Source organism: Glutamicibacter sp. NPDC087673 (assembly GCF_044743255.1).
Lineage (GTDB): Bacteria > Actinomycetota > Actinomycetes > Actinomycetales > Micrococcaceae > Glutamicibacter.
The window spans coordinates 307447-325455 of sequence record NZ_JBIUWB010000006.1; the positions used below are offsets into that span (position 1 = coordinate 307447).

Here is an 18009-nt window from a genome sequence, read left to right on the forward strand (position 1 = left end):
GCCGGGGGCTTGAGGCGGAAGCTGCGCGATTTCGAACCGCGGCCCGTGAAGCGGATCGATGCCACGACGGTGTTGACCGCCTACCTGTTCTTGCTGCTGGCAGTTCCCTCCGACCGGGGGATCGGCCCGCTGGGTGCCGCCGGGTCTCCTTCCACGCTTTTCGCCTTGGCGATGCTGCTGTGGTGGGTCTGGCACCATGTGCGCGGAATCCGTGTCGAGCAGGCGCCCAGGCTGCAGATCATCCGCATTGCCTTGTTCGTCTTCATCGGGATGGTCTTGGCCAGCTACGTCAATTCATCGCAGCTGGCGCTGCCCTTCATCGACAGCAATGGCGCGCTGATGAACCTGATCAAGATCGCCGGCTTCGCCGGGGTGGTGCTGGTGGCCAATGACGGGCTGCGGGACCGCGAGCGGTTCCTGCTCCTGCTCAAGCGGGTGGCCTGGCTGGGCGGCGGCTACGCGCTGCTGGGCCTGGTCCAATTCTTCACCGGCCTGGATTTCGTTGACCAGATCGACATCCCGGGACTGTCTGGTGCCGGGACCGGCGGGGTGGATTCCCGCGCGGGCTTCATCCGCCCCGAAGCGACCGCTCGGCACGCCTTGGAGTATGCCTCGGTGCTTTCGGCGACCTTGCCGGTTGCCCTGACCCTGGCCATATACGGGGCCGGGCAGAAGATGGTGGCCAGATGGCTTCCATCCGCGCTGATCGGCGGCGCGGCGATCCTCTCGGTCACGCGTTCTGCCTTGATCGGCATCGCGGTGGCCATGCTGGTGCTGGTGCCCACCTGGTCCCCGCGGGTGCGCAAGATGGCGTTGATCGCGGGGCTTGCCGGCCTTGGCGTGCTGTACGTGGCGGTCCCGGGGCTTGCCGGAACCATCATGGGCATGTTCTCCGGCCCCGACTCCAGCATCGATTCGCGCACCTCCAGCTACCCGTCGATTGCCGGGTACCTGATGGTTGCCCCGTGGCTGGGGCGCGGACTGGGCACCATGACCGCGGACTACCGGATATTCGACAACCAGTACATCGGCTTGCTCATTGAGCTGGGGGTGCTCGGGGTGCTGGCTTTCATCGCCCTGGTGCTCATCAGCGCCGCCTGCACGATCTTCCGGCCGCGGGAAACGGATCGCAAGATCGCGGCCCTGGGGCCGGCCATTGGCGCCGGGATCCTGGCCGCCGCCCTGCTCAGCGCCTTCTTCGACTCATTCCACTTCCCCCAGGCCATGGGCATGCTTTCGCTGATGCTGGGCCTGGCCGGCGCGCACTGGAACATCTCGCAGGAGCAGGCCGCCGGGCCGCTGGCGGCCGCCGGGCCGGGGGAGCCGCCGCGTTTGACCAAGCGGCGGATCCGCCGTTTGCTGTTCGTGGTGCTGCGCTGGTGGTTTGCCGTGCTGCTGATCCTGGCCGCGTTCATCCCGGCAGGGCTGAACGTCCGTGCTGCCACGGGCGTGTACTACACGAAGTTCGACGTCGTGTTCCAGGCTCCGCCGGGAGCGACCAAGGACAACGCGCTGCGCACCGAGGCCTCATCCACCGTGCACTACGCGGCGCTGGTGCAGCGGATCTACCAGGACAAGCACCGTGAGGCCGATATCCGTCCGGTGCGGGCGCCCTTGTACGGCACCGGCCTGCACGATGCCGAAGCGGTATACCTGCCGGATGCCGGCGGGCAATGGCAAACCAATTTCAACAAGTCCCAGCTCTCCGTGGAGATCGTCAAGAGCACGCCGGAAGCTGCACAGCAGCGGGCCGCCGAGATATCGAAGGAGATCGCCGCGTTGGCCAAGGAACCGCAGCAGGCTGCCGGCATCTGGAAATCCTCGCAGATCACTACCGAACGGGTAGCGCAGACCATTCCCGTGGGCTATGTGGATGTGCGCACCAAGTACGCGTTGGCGGTCCTGCTGGCCCTGGCCCTGGGTACCGCTTTCGCCGGGGCCATGAGCCTGCACAAGTTCGTCTCCTGGCGCCGGTCCCCGGCGTAGGCACGCGAGGGCAAAGCGCTGCACCGCACGGCGGGCCTAGGCAGCCTGCCTGCTGGAATCATCGCGCTCCCACACCGCGCGTGGCCCGGCAGCAGCGGGCTTCTTCGGGACCCGGGCCAAGACCACCATGCCGGCGTACACCAGGGCGTCCCAGGCCGAGAACGGGCCGGAAACCGAAGCCAGCAGCTGGCCCAGGGTCGAACGCGTGCTCGGCTGCGCCGCGTTGGACCGGTGCAGCTCATGCTGCCCCCGGTAGTTCCGGCGCAAGATGGCCAGCAGCGAATGCGCATTGCGCGGGGTCTTCACCTGCACCGGGACGGTGGGCAGCACCGTCTTCTCTGCTGCAGTGAACTGCTGGTCGATGAACAGGTCATCGGCAAGCACCGCGGGAAAATCAGCAAAGCGGGCCCGCCCCTCCCTGCTCAGCCCATAGGCCCCGGCACCCCAGAGCGCCTGGTTGGTGCCGGGAATCCGCCGCCGGGCGCGGTAGAACGACTTGACCAGCCATGAGGCGCCGGTGGTGTCGTAGGCGAAGGCCGGTCGAGCCGAGAGCATTCCCGGCGTGGCCAGGTGCTCGAACACCATGCGCAGGGCGCTGGGCGCGATTTCGATGTCCGCGTCCAGGTACAGCCGCGGGAACCGTGTTGCCTGGGCATCGGCCTTGTTCAGCGCCGCGACCTTGGACGAGGCGGAAGCCTCGATGACCTGGATCCCGTCGAAGCCGCGGGCAATCTGCGCGGTGCCATCGGTGCACCCGTTGCAGGAGACAATGACCTGCACCAGCCCGGCCCGGGCCAGCGGCTGCAATGGCTCCAGGGTCCGGGCGATGACCGCCGCTTCATTGTGCGCCGGGATGATCACCGTGCCAGAAGGGAATTGCCGGGCGGGCTGCACGCCGCCGGTCGCGGCCGGAAGGGTGGCCCAGGACGGCTCATCCACCACCGTGCGCAGGAACCCGCGGCGCTCGGGCTTCCAGCTGCGCAAGGCCTCATGGCCAATGACCGCCGTGCGGAACAGGGCCGCGGTGCGCGCAGGCTGGTGCTTGCGGGCGTAGCGGATCCGGTTGACCGCCATCAGCGACTCCAGCTGCACCGACGCCCCGGAGCCGCCCATCTCATGGGTCATGCGCGCTGCGGGCTCGTACCAGATGCTCGCCCCGGCCTCCCGGGCCCGCTTGAAGTAGTCGGTCTCCTCGGAGTACAAGAAGAATTGCTCATCCCACGGGCCCAGCCGGCGTTCCAGTGCCGAGTCGATGAGCAAGGCGGCCCCGGTGGCCCAGTCGATGCGGTGCGGGTGGGCATAGCTCTCGGGATCGTAGTCGATTTCCGAGCCCCAGCCCGGGCGCTGGGCCAGGCGCTCGCCGAAGAGCGCATCCCCGGCGGCCCTGGCCACGTTCGGCTCGCGGCGCAAGGAGGTGTAGGTCCGTCCGTTGGCTTCCAACAGCCGGGGGACCACGATTCCGGCCTGGCTGTGCCGCAGGCGCTGCAGCAGGCTGCTGATGGCTCCGCGGCCCACGGCCAGATCGGGGTTCAGCACCAGCACCGCGGCGCTGTCCCCGGCGTGCCGGCGGGCCGCATTGATCCCGCCGGCATAGCCCAGATTGGAACCGGTGGGGATGACGATGACATCATCGTGCCCGCTTAGCTGCGCCACCGTGGTGTCCGACGAGCCGTTGTCGGCGATGACCACGCGAAGCCGCAGGCCGCTGGCTTCGGCGCGCAGGCTGCCGATCAGCTGGTCCACCGAATCGGCGTTGTTGTAGGTGACGGCAAGCACCGCCACATCGGCAATACCCCGGCCGGTGGTGAAGCGGCCGGACCCGACCTGGTGCAGCGGCCGTACGGGCCGGGGTGCCTCGGGCAGGGGCTGAACCCGGGTGCCAGGCGCAAGCAGCTGGCTCCGGCGCTGCAGGGCCACCAGGCCCGGAGGGTCATCGAGCAGGTAGCGCCGCGCCAGCCGGCGCGGCTCCAGCCCCAGCCGCCACGCCCATTCCAGTCCGCTGCCAGCGACCCGCTGCGGTGCGCGTCGCACCGTCCCGGCCAGGAAATCCACCACGGCACCGAAGGCCAGCAGGACGCTGGCGCCGGTCAGCGCGCCGTAGGAAGCCATCCACAGTTCCTGGCGCGGCTTGCCCAGGCCCACCACGAGGATCTCGGTGCCGCTTGCACGGATCTGCTCGGCCAGGCGCAGCGAGCGGCCCTCGTCCTCGATGTCTTGGCGCTGTGGTGCCCAGAACCCGCAGACCTGCAGCTTAGGGCGGCGCTGCGCCAGCTGCACGGCCAGTTCCGCCTGGATGGCTGGCTGCCCGCCAAGGAATCCCACCCGCAGCCCGCGGGCTGCGGCCTCATCGAGGATCGGACCGATCAGGTCGCTGCCGGCAAGGCGCGGCCAGCGCCGCCCGGTCAGCTGCTTGGCGCGCAGCACCAGCGGCGCTCCGTCCAGCAGGTTCAGCCATTGCATGGCCGGGGCATCGAACGCGTCGGGAAGGCAGCGCAAGGACCAGGTGGGGTGCAGCGAATCGCCCAGCGTCCCCTGCCAGCGCCCGCCGTGGCCGAATTGCACGATATGGTCCAGATTTGCCGAGACCACGGACAGTGCCGCCGGCCGGGAATCGGCTTCCCGCCTGACGTGCAGCGCGTGGTTGATGATGCGGTGCACGGCCTCATCCTGGGCCAGCAAATCCACCACGATTCCGGCGAGGTCGGCGCGGTCAGCTGCGTCAGTCATGATCATCCCTGGATTGCTTGCGGATGCCGGTGCGCGTCCGGCGTGGCCTGCCGCGCACCGGCAAGGAAAGGAAAAAGAAGTACGGTACGGCCCGGGCGGCCGGGCTCAGGCCGAGGCCATGGAGCCGGTTCCCAGCTGCTCGTAGCGCTCGCCGGTGGCAGGGCACTGCCAGCAGCCGTCCTTGAATTCAAGGCGCTGCCCGGAGGTTCCCACCCAGCCGATTTGCCGTGCCGGCACTCCGGCCACCAGGGCGTGGGCCGGCACGTCGCGGTTGACCACCGCTCCGGCGGCGACCATGGCCCACTGGCCGATGTCCACCGGCGCGATGCACACCGCGCGGGCGCCAATGGATGCGCCTTGGCCGATGGTCACCGCCACGGCCTGCCAATCCCCGTTTGCCTTGCGGCTCCCGTCGGGATTGATGGCCCGGGGAAACAGGTCATTGGTCAGCACGGCGGCCGGGCCGATGAACACGCCATCGCCCAGCCGGGCCGGCTCGTAGACCAGCGCATAATTTTGTATTTTGCAGTTCCTGCCCAGGACCGCGCCGGGCCCGATGTAGGCGCCCCGGCCGATATTGCAGTTCTCCCCGAGGACTGCCCCTTCGCGGACCTGGGCCAAATGCCAGATGCTGCTGCCTTGGCCGATGTCCGCCGACGGCGAGACATCGGCAGTCTGCTCGATGCGAGTCATGAAATTTCCCCCAAGAATCCGGTCCGCGAAGAACGGCGCGGGAAGCGGACCCCAATGCCGCATCCCTGTTGAATTGAGCATAAGTCCTGGAGACTGGCACGGAATTGATCAGCGCAGAACGAGGGTACAGGCAAGGCAGCCAATCCGCCGAAGCAAGTAGATCTCGAGTAGCGCAGCTTCCGTACCGCGCTTATATCTTCCTTCTTGGAGGTATAGCCTAGTGAGCAGGTCATCCCGTATTTCTTCGATACCGGATGGGTGCTGGGGGAAAGCATGAAAAGCAAGGTTCTGGCCACGATCATCCTGGGTGCCGCCGCGATACTCCTCGTGGCCGCCCTGGCCCTGGATTTCGGCGGGCCGAAACCCACCGCGGGCCAGCAATCGCCGGCCACGACGGATCCTGTGGCCACCAGCCCCGCAGCCCAGCCCACGGACGGCCCGGCAACTGCCGAAGCCGCCAAGCCAAGCAGCGACGCCAAGAAGGCACCGGTGGCGGAACCGTCCGCGCCGAAGCCCGAAGCAACACGTCCCTCCTGGGACCCGCAGCCCAGCGCCACGGAATCCCGGCTGGAAGTGCCCGAAGCAGCCAAGCCCTCGCAATTCGCCTTGCCCGATACCCCGAAGCGCGAGCCGTTGCTGGAGACGGCCCCGAAGTCCTCGGTGGCCGAGGGCAAGCTGGTCAAGGGATTCCCGAAGTCCGCCGTCCCGGTGCCCAAGTCCACCTCCATCGTGCAGTCCTCGGTGCAGAACCAGGCCAAGAAGGTGCTTGTCGGTGTCGAGGCACGCAGCAGCGACAGCGTGGATGAGGTGCTGGCCTTCTACGCCAAGCACTTCGAGAAGCTCAACTGGCTGACCACCCAAAGCGCGCCGGCCGAGGGGACCACCCAGCTCTCCGGATCCTACGGGGCCGAATCCGCCACGGTGACCGTGCGCCAGCTGCCCACCGGGGCCACCTCCATCGTTGCCGCGGGCATCTTCGAAGTCCAGGAGTAGCAGGTGTACCTGAGCCTTTCCGACTGGAAATCCGGAAAAGCCGCCGGGGCGCAGCGTGCCGCAACGGTGGCCTTCAAGGCTTCGCCCACGGTCATCGCCCTGGGGCTGGTGAGCATGCTGACCGATATCTCCTCCGAGTCGGTAGCTGCCATCCTGCCGCTGTACATCACCGGGGCCCTGGGGATGTCCATGGTGGCCTACGGCTTCTTCGAGGGCATGAACCAGTCCATCAGCTCGGTGGTGCGCATCGGCGCCGGCTACGCCGCGGATCGCAGCAACCGGCCCAAGCCGATCGCCACCGCCGGCTACGGCCTGTCGATGCTCGCCCGTGCCGGGCTGCTATTCGCCACCGGGTTCGGCGGCATCCTGGGGGCGATCGGCCTTGACCGGATCGGCAAGGGGATCCGGACCGCACCGCGCGATGCGATGATCCGGGCCGCGTCGCAGCCCGAGCATTTGGCCCGCTCTTTCGGGCTCCACCGGCTGCTGGACACGCTCGGCGCGACCTTCGGCCCGTTGCTGGCCTTCCTCGTGCTGGTGCTGGTTCCCGGGGACTACCGGATGGTGTTCGTGGTGTCCTTGGCCGCCGCGGTGCTCGGGGTGGCGGTGCTGGCCCTGCTGGTGCCCAACAGCAAGCTCGTGGATTCCGGACCCGCCGCCGCGGACCAGCCGGATGCCACCGTGGCGGCGGGCAAGCCGAAACTGCGCGAACTGGCCCGCGGTCCGCTGGGCAGGGTGCTGCTGGCCGCCGGGTTCCTGGGGTTGCTGACCATTGGCGACGGCTTCGTGTACCTGGCATTGATGGAGCACGGACAGCTCGATGCCCTGTGGTTCCCGCTGCTTTTCGTCGGCTCGAATCTCTTCTTCCTGTCGCTGGCCCTCCCGCTGGGCAGGCTGGCGGACCGGACCTCGCGGGCGGCGATCTTCGTCCTGGGGCATCTGGCGCTGGCCCTGGCCTACGCGTGCGCGGCCGCCGGCGGCTCCTGGCTGTTCCTGCTTGGCGCGCTGGCCCTGCTGGGCACCTTCTATGCGGCTACCGACGGGGTGCTCGCCGCCCTGGCCGGCCAGCTGGCCCCGGCCGGATCCACCTCGAGCGCCATCGGGGCCGCGCAGACGGTGGTGGCAGTGGCCCGGCTGCTGGCGTCCTCCGGCTTCGGAGTGCTGTGGATCCTGCTGGGCAGCACCACCGCCATGCTCATCGCGGCAGTGCTGTTGCTGCTGCTTATTCCCCTTGCCTGGCGGCTGCTGGCTGGCCGCGGCAAGCCTGCGGGGAATGCGGTGGCCCCATGACACCTGCGCATTCCCGGTTCCCGGCCAAGAGCAGGTGGCTGGCCCTGGTAGTGATCGCGGTGCTGGTGCTGGGGTTCGTCGCCATCTACGCGGTCCAGGCCTACGGCCGATACCAGGCACGCACCACCGGCGCCTCGGCGGCGGCGATCACCGGCCAACTAGCGGCAGCTGACCGGATCATCTTCCGCAATACCGCCCTGGGCGAAGGCTACGGGCAAGTGGCCTCCGTGGCCTTGGCAGAACCGTCGGGGCCGCGCCAGCTCTCGCAGCAGGCCTGCGACCGGGTGGACGCCACGAGCACGTACCTGTCCTGCCTGCGCACCAAGCGCGGCATCCCCACCACCTTCCATGCCACGGTCTTCAATGCCCAGCAGCAACCGGTGGAACAGCATCCCCTGTCCGGCGTGCCCAGCCGCACCCGCATAACCGATGGCGGGCTGGTGGCCACCACCGCGTTCGTCACGGGGCATTCCTATGCCGCGGGCCAGTTCTCCACCGAGACCACTATTAGATCCGTGGGCGGGCCGGACTATGGAAACCTCGAGGACTTTTCCATGGATATCCAAGGCGAGCCGCTGACCGCCATTGACCGCAATGTGTGGGGCGTGAGCTTCATATCCGAGAAGGAGTTCTATGCCACGGTGGCCTCGGGCAACCAGACCTGGCTGGCCAAGGGGGACCTGGACAGCCGGAGCCTGGTGTCGGTGGCATCCAACGCCGAGTGCCCCTCGGTGTCGCCGGACGGATCCAAGATGGCGTACAAGAAGCGCCGCGCCCAGCCGGGGCTCGCGCACTGGGATATTGCCGTCCTGGACCTGGAAACCCGCAAGGAGACCGTCATCGGACTGGAACACGGCTTCGATGACCAGTTGGAGTGGCTGGATGAAGGGACCTTGCTCTTCGGCATGCCGCGGGCTGGCGCACCCGGGGACAGCGATGTCTTCAGCATCAAGGCCCAGGCCAACGCCACGCCGCAGCTGTTCATTGAGCATGCGTGGTCGCCCTCCGTGGTTCGCGCCGCCCAGTAGCCATGCCTAGACCCCGGGCGGCAGGGCGGCCAGGCAGCACTCAGGGAGTCGGGCCCGCCGTGCTCGGACTGGCAGTTCCCATTCCTGGCCCGGAGCTGCCCGGGGATTGGGCCGGCGCTGTGGAAGAAGCCGGGGCGCCGGTGGACGGCTCGGCCGTTGGGCTGCCCGGTTCGCTGGGAGTACTGGTTGCGCCCGGTGCCGGCTCTTGCGTCGCTGGCGGGCTGGGCGAGTCAGATGGGTCTGCAGTGGTGGAGGAGCTGGAATCAGGTGGGACGGTGGATGCCGAAGCATCTTCCGTCGCGCTGCTTGGGGCCGGTGCGGCCGCCTCTGGTACCTCGTAGAGCACGTCCACGAAGTAGTTCGTGTTGTTCCAGGAACTGCCGGGCATGGTGCCCGCACCGTAGCGGAAGACGCCGTTGGAGCCTTCCAGCCTCAGCCCGGCCGTGGATTTGCCCTGGGCTAACTCTCCCGGTGAGTGGACGTACCCGCCGTGGGGCGCCTGGTAGGAAATGGTGAATTCGGTGCCTTGGGCGATATCCAGCGGTGTTCCCAGGTAGGCGGTGTGCCAGCCCTGCTCGCTGGTGGCATCGAAGCTGGCGCTGCCTAGCTGGCTGCCGTCGGCATCCCAGATGGTGCCGGTGCGCGCCGAAGCACCCAGCGGGCCCTGGTAATAGCGCAGGGCATGAATCCGCAGGTCCTGTTCGGCCACCATGCGCAGGCCCAGTTCCACCGCTGCATTATCGCCCGGATCCAGCACGCTGGGCTGGGAATCCAATCCAAGGAAGGATGCTGTCGGGGCGTTGGCGCCGACGGTGCTGAAGGTCCAGGGGGCCATGACTTGTTGCGCAGTTCCGTCGCCGAGCAGGTTCTGGGCATCTACGGTGATAACGCTGGCCTCGGGAAGCCCGGTGTCGGCGGTGAAGGTCAAGGTCTTGCCGCCATTGCTGGCCGCAGTGGATCCGGGAATCGCCGAACCGCTGGCGCTGGCCATGATCTCCGCCTGGCTGCTGACCGGCTGGTTGAATTCCAGGGAGATCGTGCTGCCGGTGGCTACCTCGGCCTGCCCGGCCGCCGGGGTGCGGCCGGCCAGTGCCAGGGGCTCCGCTTCCGGTTGGAAGCTGACATCGACCAGGTAGCTGGTGGACACCGTGGAGGCCGGGAATCCTTCACCGTAGCCGTAGTGCCCCGCGGAGCTGGTGGTTTTCAATGCGCCGACCTGCAGGGCGCTTCCCAGGGCCCCGGGCGAGGCCGGGTACACGCCGTTGCTGCGGTAGGCGGCAACGTATTCGGTATCCGGGTCTATGGCGACCGGCGCGTCGAAGGCCGCGTACTGCCAGCCGGAGACCGGGATGTCCGGGAACTGCAGCTGCGCTATGGCTTCTCCGGTGGAGGAATAGAGCCAGCCGTCAAGTGCGCCGGTTTCCCCGACGCTGCGGTAGAACTCCAGGCCGAGGATTTGCCCGGCGGTATCCGTGGAAAAACGTGTTCCCAAGGTGACCGGGACGCCGTCAAAGATGGCGGGAACCGCCGGCAAGTCCAGGCGGCTGAACAATCCGCAGGGGCAGGCCTCAGGATCTTGCGCCGCGTCCGGCTGGATGCGGAAGGACCACGGCTCCACGCTGGCCTCTTGGCCTCCGGCAGTCTTGATGTTCTGGGCCGAGATGGTGATGATGGCATCGGCCGGGAACGGTTCATCTGCGGTGAAGGAGAGCATGGTGCCGTTCTCCTCCAGCGTGGTGGCCCCGGCAATGGCGTCCTGCCCGTTGGCCACCGATAGCGTGCCGGCCGCATCGATCTTCTGGTTGAAGCTCATCGTGATCTTGGCATCTGGAGCAACGCCGGAGGACTGGGCGGCGGGGGACAGGGCGGTCACTTCCAGCGGCGCGGCGGTGGGGCTGGGATCAGTTGTAGCTGTCGGAGACGGGCCCGGAGTGCTGGCGCCATCTGCGGTGGTGTAGGCGAGGTCAACGAAGTAGTTGCTCGAATTCCATGAACTGGCTGGGACGCTGCCGGAGCCATAGGTGAACAAGCCATTGGATCCGGAAAGGGCCAGCTCCGCATTCGACTTGCCGTCGGCGAAGTCAGCGGAGGTGTACACATAGCCGCCGCTGGGTGCCTGGTAGGAGACGATGAACTCGCTGCCCTCGACCATGGCCAGCGGTGTTGGAAGGTAGGCGGTGTGCCAGCCCTCGGCTGCAGCGGATTCGAAGGCAACCGAGGCCAGCTTGGTTCCTTGGGCATCCCAGATGGCGCCGGTATGCTCGCCTTGGCCCAGCGGCCCCTGGTAGTAGCGCAGCGCGTGGATCGCGATGTCCTTCCGGGCGGTGAATTTCAGCCCCAGTTCCACCGCGGCATTGTCGCCAGGATCCGTATTGGCCGGCACCTGCCCGCCCAGGAAGGTGCTCAGCGCAGTGCCCTGCCCGGCGGTGCGGAAGCTCCAGGCGGGAATCGCGGCATCCCAGGATTGGGTGCCGGAGATCCCGGTGGGCGCCACGGTGACCACCGTGGCCTCGGGCAACGGCGCGTCCGGGGTGAAGCTCAGCGTGGTCCCGTCCGCATCCAGGGCCGAGCTGCCGGCCACCGGGCCGCCAGGGGTGCTGACCTCCAGCGCTGCCCCGGATTCCAGCGGTTCGCTGAAGGCCGCCGAGATCTGCGTGTCGACCGGGACATCGTTCTTCCCCGGCGACGGGGTTTGCGCGGTGAGGCCCACGGGCGCTGCCTGCGGGGTGAAGCTGACATCCACCAGGTAGCTGGCCGAGACCCGGGTTCCGGGGAATTCCTCGGCGTAGCTGTACTGACCGGCGTTGCCGGTGGTCTGCAGCGGCCCGGCCGTGGTCGGCTGGCCGAAACTGCCGGGAGTCACCGGATAGATGCCATTGCTGCGGTAGGCGGCGACATACTCGGTACCGGCCTTGATGGACACCGGCGAATCGAACTGCGCATACTGCCAGCCCGTGGCCGAATCATCGGGGAACTGCACCTGGGCAATGGCACTGCCGGTAGCCGAGTAGAGCCAGCCGGTATGCGAGCCGGATTCCCCCGGGGAACGGTAGAACTTCAACCCGTTGAGCACCCCGTCGGTATCGGCGCTGAAGCGGGTGCCCAGGGTGACCGGGGTTCCGTCGTTGACCGCAGGATCAGCCGGGATTTCCTGGTCGTTGTAGAACCCGCACGGGCAGGCCGAAGGATCCTCGGGCACCGGCAGCATGGTGCGGAAGGACCACGTATTGCCACGGGCCACGTCATTTCCGGTCAGGTCCTTGGCCGCCAGCACCACGGTATAGGCCTCGCCTTCTGCCAGCGAAGCGTCCGGGGTGAAAGTGGCTCGGCGGGTGGTCTGGTCATAGGCGCTCTGCCCGGCGACTTCCTGCCCGGAAGAATTCTTCACGGTGATGCCCACCGAAGCAGGATCGCTTTGCTTCGACAAGGTGGCGCCGATAGCGGTGGCCACCGGGACGCTGCGGGCGGTATTCAGCGGGGTCTGCCCGTAGGCGCTGAGCTCGATGGACGCACCGGTTTCAAAGAGGACATCCACATAGTAGTTGCTGCGGTCCCACGCGGTGGTGGGGAACCCGGCAGAGCTGCTGTAGAGGCCGGCGGACGGGGTGCCGAAGCCGCCGGCCACCTTGACCGGGGAAGCATCCACGCCGCGGTAGGCGAAGTCCTGCAGCTGCATGGCGTAATGGCCCTGGGGCGCATAGTAGGACGCGACAAATTCCTGGCCGGCCTGCACCTCCACCGGATTGCTGAACATGGCAGTCTGCCAGCCTTCGGCGCTTTCGTTGGAGAATGTGGCGGTGGCCAGGGCGGTGCCGTTCAGGTTCCACAGCGTCCCGGTGTGCGTGCCGGTATTGGCCTTGGACTTGTAGAATCTCACCCCGGTGATATAGCCGTCATTGGCTGCGGTAAAGCGCAGGCCCAGCTCCACCGAGGAGCCGTCGCCGGAATCCGGGGTCTGTGGCGTGAACTGGCCATAGGCGCTGTACGGGCCGGTGACCTCATAGGGGACCGGGGTTCCCGTCTGCGGGTAATTCCCCGAATCATCGACTGCGCGCACCAGCAAATCCTGCTCACCGGTGCCCATTTGCACCGCGTCGATGGACCATTGCGTGGTGCCTTGCGCCAGCTTCCAGGATTGCCCGGCGTCGAAGGAATATTCGACGGCCGCGACTTGCCCCTGGCCGTCGCTGGCCGTTCCCTTCACCGAGACCTGGTCGCCAAAGCCCACGGCGCTCGCCGGTGCCTCGGTGACCTGGACGGTAGGCGGCTGCAGGTCCTTGGGCGCGTCTGGGTAGGCCAGCTCGCCCATCAGCGTGGAGGGCAGGGCATCCATATCGGCCAGCAGGTTCACCTCTGCCTGCTGCATCCGGGGGTCTTCCTCAGCGCCATTTCCGTCATGCCATTGGTCCAGGCCCCAGGTCCATTGCACCGAACCTGCCGAGAAGACGCTGGCTCCACTGGCCGCCTTGTAGAGCGTGAGGTGGTGCATGGTGGTTCCCGGCGCCACCTGGTTGCCGAAATCCTGCAGGTACTCGGGGATCTCGCCCGTGGTGGTGGACAGGTGGATGAGCCCGGGCGGGCGGAAGCCGTTGGGCAGGTCCTCGTTGGACTCGTAGCCCACGGTGTGCGGAGCCAGCTCGGTAGTGCTGCCGGGGTCCTGGCCGCCCAATTCGGTGTCACGCCACAGGCGCATCTTTCCTTCTTGGCTATTGACGGTGACCGGAAGATCTCCGGAGTTCACCATATAGGCCGTTCCGGTCAAGCCGTTCTCGGGCAATCCTCCGCCTTGGCCTGGCGAGGCGAAACGCGGGTCGCGCCAGGTGCCGGTCCATTCGGTGGACGGGTCAATCTTGGAATTGGACCAGGTCTCCTTGTAGCTGACCAGGGTCCGGTAGTCATTTCCTCCCGTGTTAGAAGGCTCGTATCGGGTCCGCCAGTACACCTCATTGCCGGAGAGGAACTGCAGGTTCACCCCGGCATCCCGGGCGGCTTCCACATTTGCCCGTTGGGCGCCGGACCAGTATTCGTCATGGCCAACCGAGAGGAAGGCATTGTGGTTTGCCAGCAGGTCGCCGTGCCGGTCCGTATCCACTCCGGAGAAGTAGCTCACGTCATAGCCGTTGCGTTCCAGGAAGCGGACCATCGGGTATTCGGCACCGAAGTAGAAGTCCCTGGATTCAATGCCGCCGCGGGTGGCGAAGGGGCGGTTGTAGCTGATCTTGAAGGCGCGCCCATTGGCCGCACCCGAATAGAAGTCGGATCCGCCATAGAGGTTGTAGGCATGCCAGGTGGGATCCGAGGTCTGGAAGAGCACGTCCGAGGTACTGGCTTCATCGCGGACTACGAAGGTGATGTGGCTTGAGCCCCCGTTGTCGCTGCGGGTGAGCTTGGCAAGATAGACGCCGGAGACCGCATCGGCCGGGACATTCCAGCTCGCCGAAACCTTCCAGGTGCCGCAGTCGGTGAGTTCGGTGGAGGGCTCGGTCAGGCACTCTGGCTGATTCTGCGGCAACGGGACGCTGGGGGAGATCGAGGTGATCTTCCGCGCTCCCAATCCCTGGTACCAGCCGGTGCGGTAGATATCGATGGTGTAGTCCGGCGCATCGGTATCGATCTTGAAATCGACCGGCGAGCCGACATTGACGCTGATGTCGGTGGCGAAACCCTGGATCGAACTGTCTCCTGCGCCCTGGATATCCCATTCGGTCCAGGGAGCACCCGGCTTGGAGTTCTCGCACACGATGGGATTATCAGCTGGCTGGCAGGGATCGGCAGCTCGGGCGGGCAGAGCAACGAGCAAGGAAAATACCAAGCCCGCAAAAGCTGCGCCGGCAATGGATATCAGCAGCATGCGACGGGCGCTGGAAAGCGGTAATTCCTTGACATGAAGATCCGCCGCGCTCATTCCATCCCCTTGGAGAGAACCCGTTTTCAACGGGAAAATCAACAGCGCGGCAAGCAAGTAGGCCACACCTGATCCCAGAATATGGACTGCCTGCATCAGCCAGATAGCGGTTACACGGAAAACGAGAGTATCTAGGGTGTGGCTCTGGAGTGAAGGCCAACTAAGCGGTGCGGACGCTGCCTGCGCAGATTCAAGTCCTGGACGGGCAACGGAAGCCTCGACCGAAGACCAGGCGCACCACGCTGGAACAGGCAGGAGGGTCCATCGGGTGATGGCCACGTCGTCGGGCTGCGAACCATCCTGCTTCAGGTTTGGCCTGGTCCCTTCTCCCAAACGGAGACGGGGTATGGGCCGTCAAGCGCCAATGCGCGCCAAAGCCATCCCCCAAGACCGCACCGCCGAAGATGCCAGAATGTGGATTCGCGATTCCCCAGACACTCGGTGCGTTGCATGCTGCAGTGTGTCTTGGACAGGTATTCCCGCCGGAAAGTAATGCGTTCACGAATAGGCGGGAATGTGTTCCGAGGGCGAGAGTGCTATTTGGTGGATGAACGCTACCGCAAGTGCTGGCGGCCATTGAGAGGATCTGGGAATCAACTGGTTCTATGTGGCGTATCCCGGACCGTAATAAACCTGGCGGCAGACGGCAGGTTGGCCTTGGATGCGGAATTTCGCAAGAATATTCGCTGATGCCAGGATAGCGCTCGTCAGAGTCTATCGAATAAGTGAAAGTTTTCACAAAGTCGGCTTTTCCCTGCGTAACATGCATGAATTCGAGGGAAAACGGGGGATGCATAGCGCTACTCTGGAAATGTAGGCAGTGGAAAATAGCTGCCTCCATGCAAGCATCAGCCCAAGAAATCGCAAAGGTGCCACACCCGTGTCTGACAACAAGCCAATCGTACTTCTGGCCGAACAACTCTCCCCAGCAACCGTTGCTGCTCTCGGCCCCGACTTTGAAATTCGTCAGACCGACGGAGCTGACCGCTCCCAGCTGCTCGAAGCCATTGCCGAGGTAGATGCAATCCTCGTTCGCTCCGCAACCCAGGTGGATGCCGAAGCTATCGCCGCAGCAAAGAACCTGAAGGTTATCGCCCGTGCCGGCGTGGGCCTGGATAACGTAGACATCAAGGCAGCCACCCAGGCTGGCGTCATGGTGGTCAACGCTCCAACCTCCAACATCATCTCCGCGGCTGAATTGACCGTGGGCCACATCGTGTCCCTGGCACGTCGCATTCCTGCTGCCAACGCATCGCTGAAGAACGGCGAATGGAAGCGCAGCGCCTACACCGGCGTTGAACTCTTCGAGAAGAAAGCCGGCATTATCGGACTGGGCCGCATCGGTGCACTGGTTGCTGCGCGCCTGCAGGGCTTCGGCATGGAGATCGTTGCATACGACCCATACGTCACCCCTGCCCGTGCCGCACAGCTGGGCGTCACCCTGCTGACCTTGGACGAGCTGTTGGCTGAGGCCGACTTCATCACCATCCATATGCCAAAGACCCCGGAAACCCTGGGCATGCTGGGCAAGGATGCCTTCACCAAGATGAAGAAGTCCGCATACGTGGTCAACGTGGCCCGTGGCGGTCTGGTGGATCAAGACGCGCTTTACGAAGCATTGAAGAATGAAGAGATTGCAGGCGCCGGCATCGACGTGTTCGTCAAGGAGCCAAGCACCGATCTTCCATTCTTCGAATTCGAGAACGTCACCGTCACCCCGCACCTGGGCGCTTCAACCGATGAAGCACAGGAAAAGGCTGGCGTCTCGGTAGCCAAGTCGGTTCGCCTGGCGCTGGCCGGCGAACTGGTCCCGGATGCTGTGAACGTTGCTGGCGGCGTCATCGATGAGAACGTGCGCCCTGGCATCCCGCTGATTGAGAAGCTGGGCCGTATCTTCAACGCATTGACTTCCGGCTCCCTCACCAGCATTGACGTTGAAGTTGCCGGAGAGATCGCCGCACTGGATGTCAAGGCTCTGGAGCTCTCGGCACTCAAGGGCGTCTTCATGGACGTAGTTTCGGATCAGGTCTCCTACGTGAACGCGCCGGTCTTGGCTGAGCAGCGTGGTGTTGCTACCCGTCTGATCACCACCCCCGATTCGCCTGAGTACCGCAACCAGCTGACCATCAAGGGGTCCACCAATGAGGGCACCCAGCTTGCTGTGGCGGGCACCTTGACCGGGCCTAAGCAGATCGAGAAGCTCGTAGGGATCAACGGCCACGAAATCGAAATCCCTATTTCGGATCACATGATTGTCGTTCGCTACGCGGATCGTCCAGGTGTCGTTGGCTCGCTGGGCAACGTGCTGGGGGAGCAGGGCGTCAACATTGCCGGTATGCAGGTATCGCGTGATGAGAAGAAGTCTGAAGCCTTGGCAGTCATCAACATTGATTCGGCACTGCCGCAGGGCGTTCTGGATGTTGTGGGTGCGGCGATTGGTGCGAGCGTCGCGCGAGAGATCGACTTGGCAGACGCCTAAACATGACATTGTAAAACAACTGATGCACAGGAACTGGAAAAGGCTTGGCAACAAAACTTACTCGGTAGGTTGCCAAGTCTTTTGCTTTAATCACGATACGATTTTACAAGGAAATCTAAGCGAGTCTCTCGGAAAGCTACCGAATGGGTAAAGGGAATTAGAAAATGAACGAAGTATACGTTTGGGATAACTTGGACGAGTTTGAAGATAACGTGAGCAGTTTGACGGGAATCCACTCAGTAGCTTTCGACGATGGGTCATCGATTGAACTTGAAATTAGTGGGCCGGTATTTGACACGAGAACTAGATCGATAATTGTGTTATTTAGCGGTGCGCGGCGCATGAACGAATCATTAGCATGGCCTGTAAAGGCATTTACTCGAATTCTTGAGAGCAATCTGCCAGTTGTACAAATCGCGGATCCGCTATTGAAGTCCAACCCAGAACTCGAATTAGCTTGGTTTACGGGTAAACCTGAAGACAATTTTAACGATTATCTAGTGGATCTTATTAAGTCCCTCCAACGGACGACCGGCAAAGAAATACTATTTGCCGGTGGAAATGGAGGAGGATATGCGGCGCTAGAATTTGGAAGAAAATTCAAAGGGAAATCAAGCGTTCTTACTTGGGATGCTCATACAGATATTTACGAATCTCCCGCTAAATTCGTGAAGCCATATTTGCGCGCCATAATTGGTGTTTCGAATGCGACACTGAGACGTGAAGACTGGAAAGACTTTTGCAAAAAAAGAACTGAACAAAGTATTCGAACATCCGTTAGATCGCTCGAAACGTTTACCACACCGAGAAGAATGAACCGTCCCGGAAATCATGCCGCCGTCTTATGTGCAGCTGCGTCGGGTAACGAGCCTGTCATTTCATCATAGTAGACTCGCTCAAATTCCTCT

9 protein-coding genes are annotated in these 18009 nt (G+C 64.7%); 6 read left to right on the plus strand and 3 right to left on the minus strand.

Translation table 11 applies throughout. The features are described from left to right. Window positions 1-45: 45 nt before the first annotated feature. Window positions 46-1986, plus strand: a complete 1941-nt coding sequence (locus tag ACIOTL_RS15685; protein WP_400343485.1) for an O-antigen ligase family protein — start codon at window positions 46-48, stop codon at window positions 1984-1986. 36 nt (window positions 1987-2022) lie between these two features. Here ACIOTL_RS15685 and ACIOTL_RS15690 read toward each other — a convergent pair whose 3' ends face one another. Next, window positions 2023-4713, minus strand: coding sequence for a WecB/TagA/CpsF family glycosyltransferase (locus ACIOTL_RS15690; RefSeq protein ID WP_400343487.1), 2691 nt, complete (start codon window positions 4711-4713; stop codon window positions 2023-2025). Between the two features lie 105 nt (window positions 4714-4818). Next, window positions 4819-5406 carry an acyltransferase gene (locus ACIOTL_RS15695; protein ID WP_400343489.1) on the minus strand — a complete coding sequence of 196 codons (588 nt, stop codon included), beginning with the start codon at window positions 5404-5406 and terminating at the stop codon, window positions 4819-4821. 273 nt (window positions 5407-5679) lie between these two features. Here ACIOTL_RS15695 and ACIOTL_RS15700 point away from each other — a divergent pair, with 273 nt between their 5' ends. The 3 genes from ACIOTL_RS15700 to ACIOTL_RS15710 are packed head-to-tail and all read left to right on the plus strand — an operon-like array spanning window position 5680 to window position 8717. After that, complete coding sequence (locus ACIOTL_RS15700) at window positions 5680-6399, plus strand: hypothetical protein (protein ID WP_400343491.1); 720 nt, start codon at window positions 5680-5682, stop codon at window positions 6397-6399. Window positions 6400-6402: 3 nt separating this feature from the next. Continuing rightward, window positions 6403-7689, plus strand: a complete 1287-nt coding sequence (locus tag ACIOTL_RS15705; protein ID WP_400343493.1) for an MFS transporter — start codon at window positions 6403-6405, stop codon at window positions 7687-7689. Next, window positions 7686-8717 carry a hypothetical protein gene (locus ACIOTL_RS15710; protein WP_400343495.1) on the plus strand — a complete coding sequence of 344 codons (1032 nt, stop codon included), beginning with the start codon at window positions 7686-7688 and terminating at the stop codon, window positions 8715-8717. Before ACIOTL_RS15705 ends, ACIOTL_RS15710 begins: the two co-directional genes overlap by 4 nt. Before the next feature lie 40 nt (window positions 8718-8757). Here ACIOTL_RS15710 and ACIOTL_RS15715 read toward each other — a convergent pair whose 3' ends face one another. Next, window positions 8758-14622, minus strand: coding sequence for a DUF4082 domain-containing protein (locus tag ACIOTL_RS15715; RefSeq protein WP_400343497.1), 5865 nt, complete (start codon window positions 14620-14622; stop codon window positions 8758-8760). Between the two features lie 880 nt (window positions 14623-15502). On the opposite strand from ACIOTL_RS15715, the gene serA reads away from it, so the two are divergent. Together serA and ACIOTL_RS15725 are read left to right on the plus strand one after the other, a co-directional pair. Further along, entirely contained in the window at window positions 15503-17101 is a 1599-nt protein-coding gene (gene serA, locus ACIOTL_RS15720; RefSeq protein WP_400343499.1) for a phosphoglycerate dehydrogenase, read from the plus strand. A gap of 164 nt (window positions 17102-17265) precedes the next feature. Then, window positions 17266-17988: a hypothetical protein gene (locus ACIOTL_RS15725; RefSeq protein WP_400343502.1), complete on the plus strand. Its 723-nt coding sequence runs from the start codon at window positions 17266-17268 to the stop codon at window positions 17986-17988. Window positions 17989-18009: the final 21 nt, after the last annotated feature.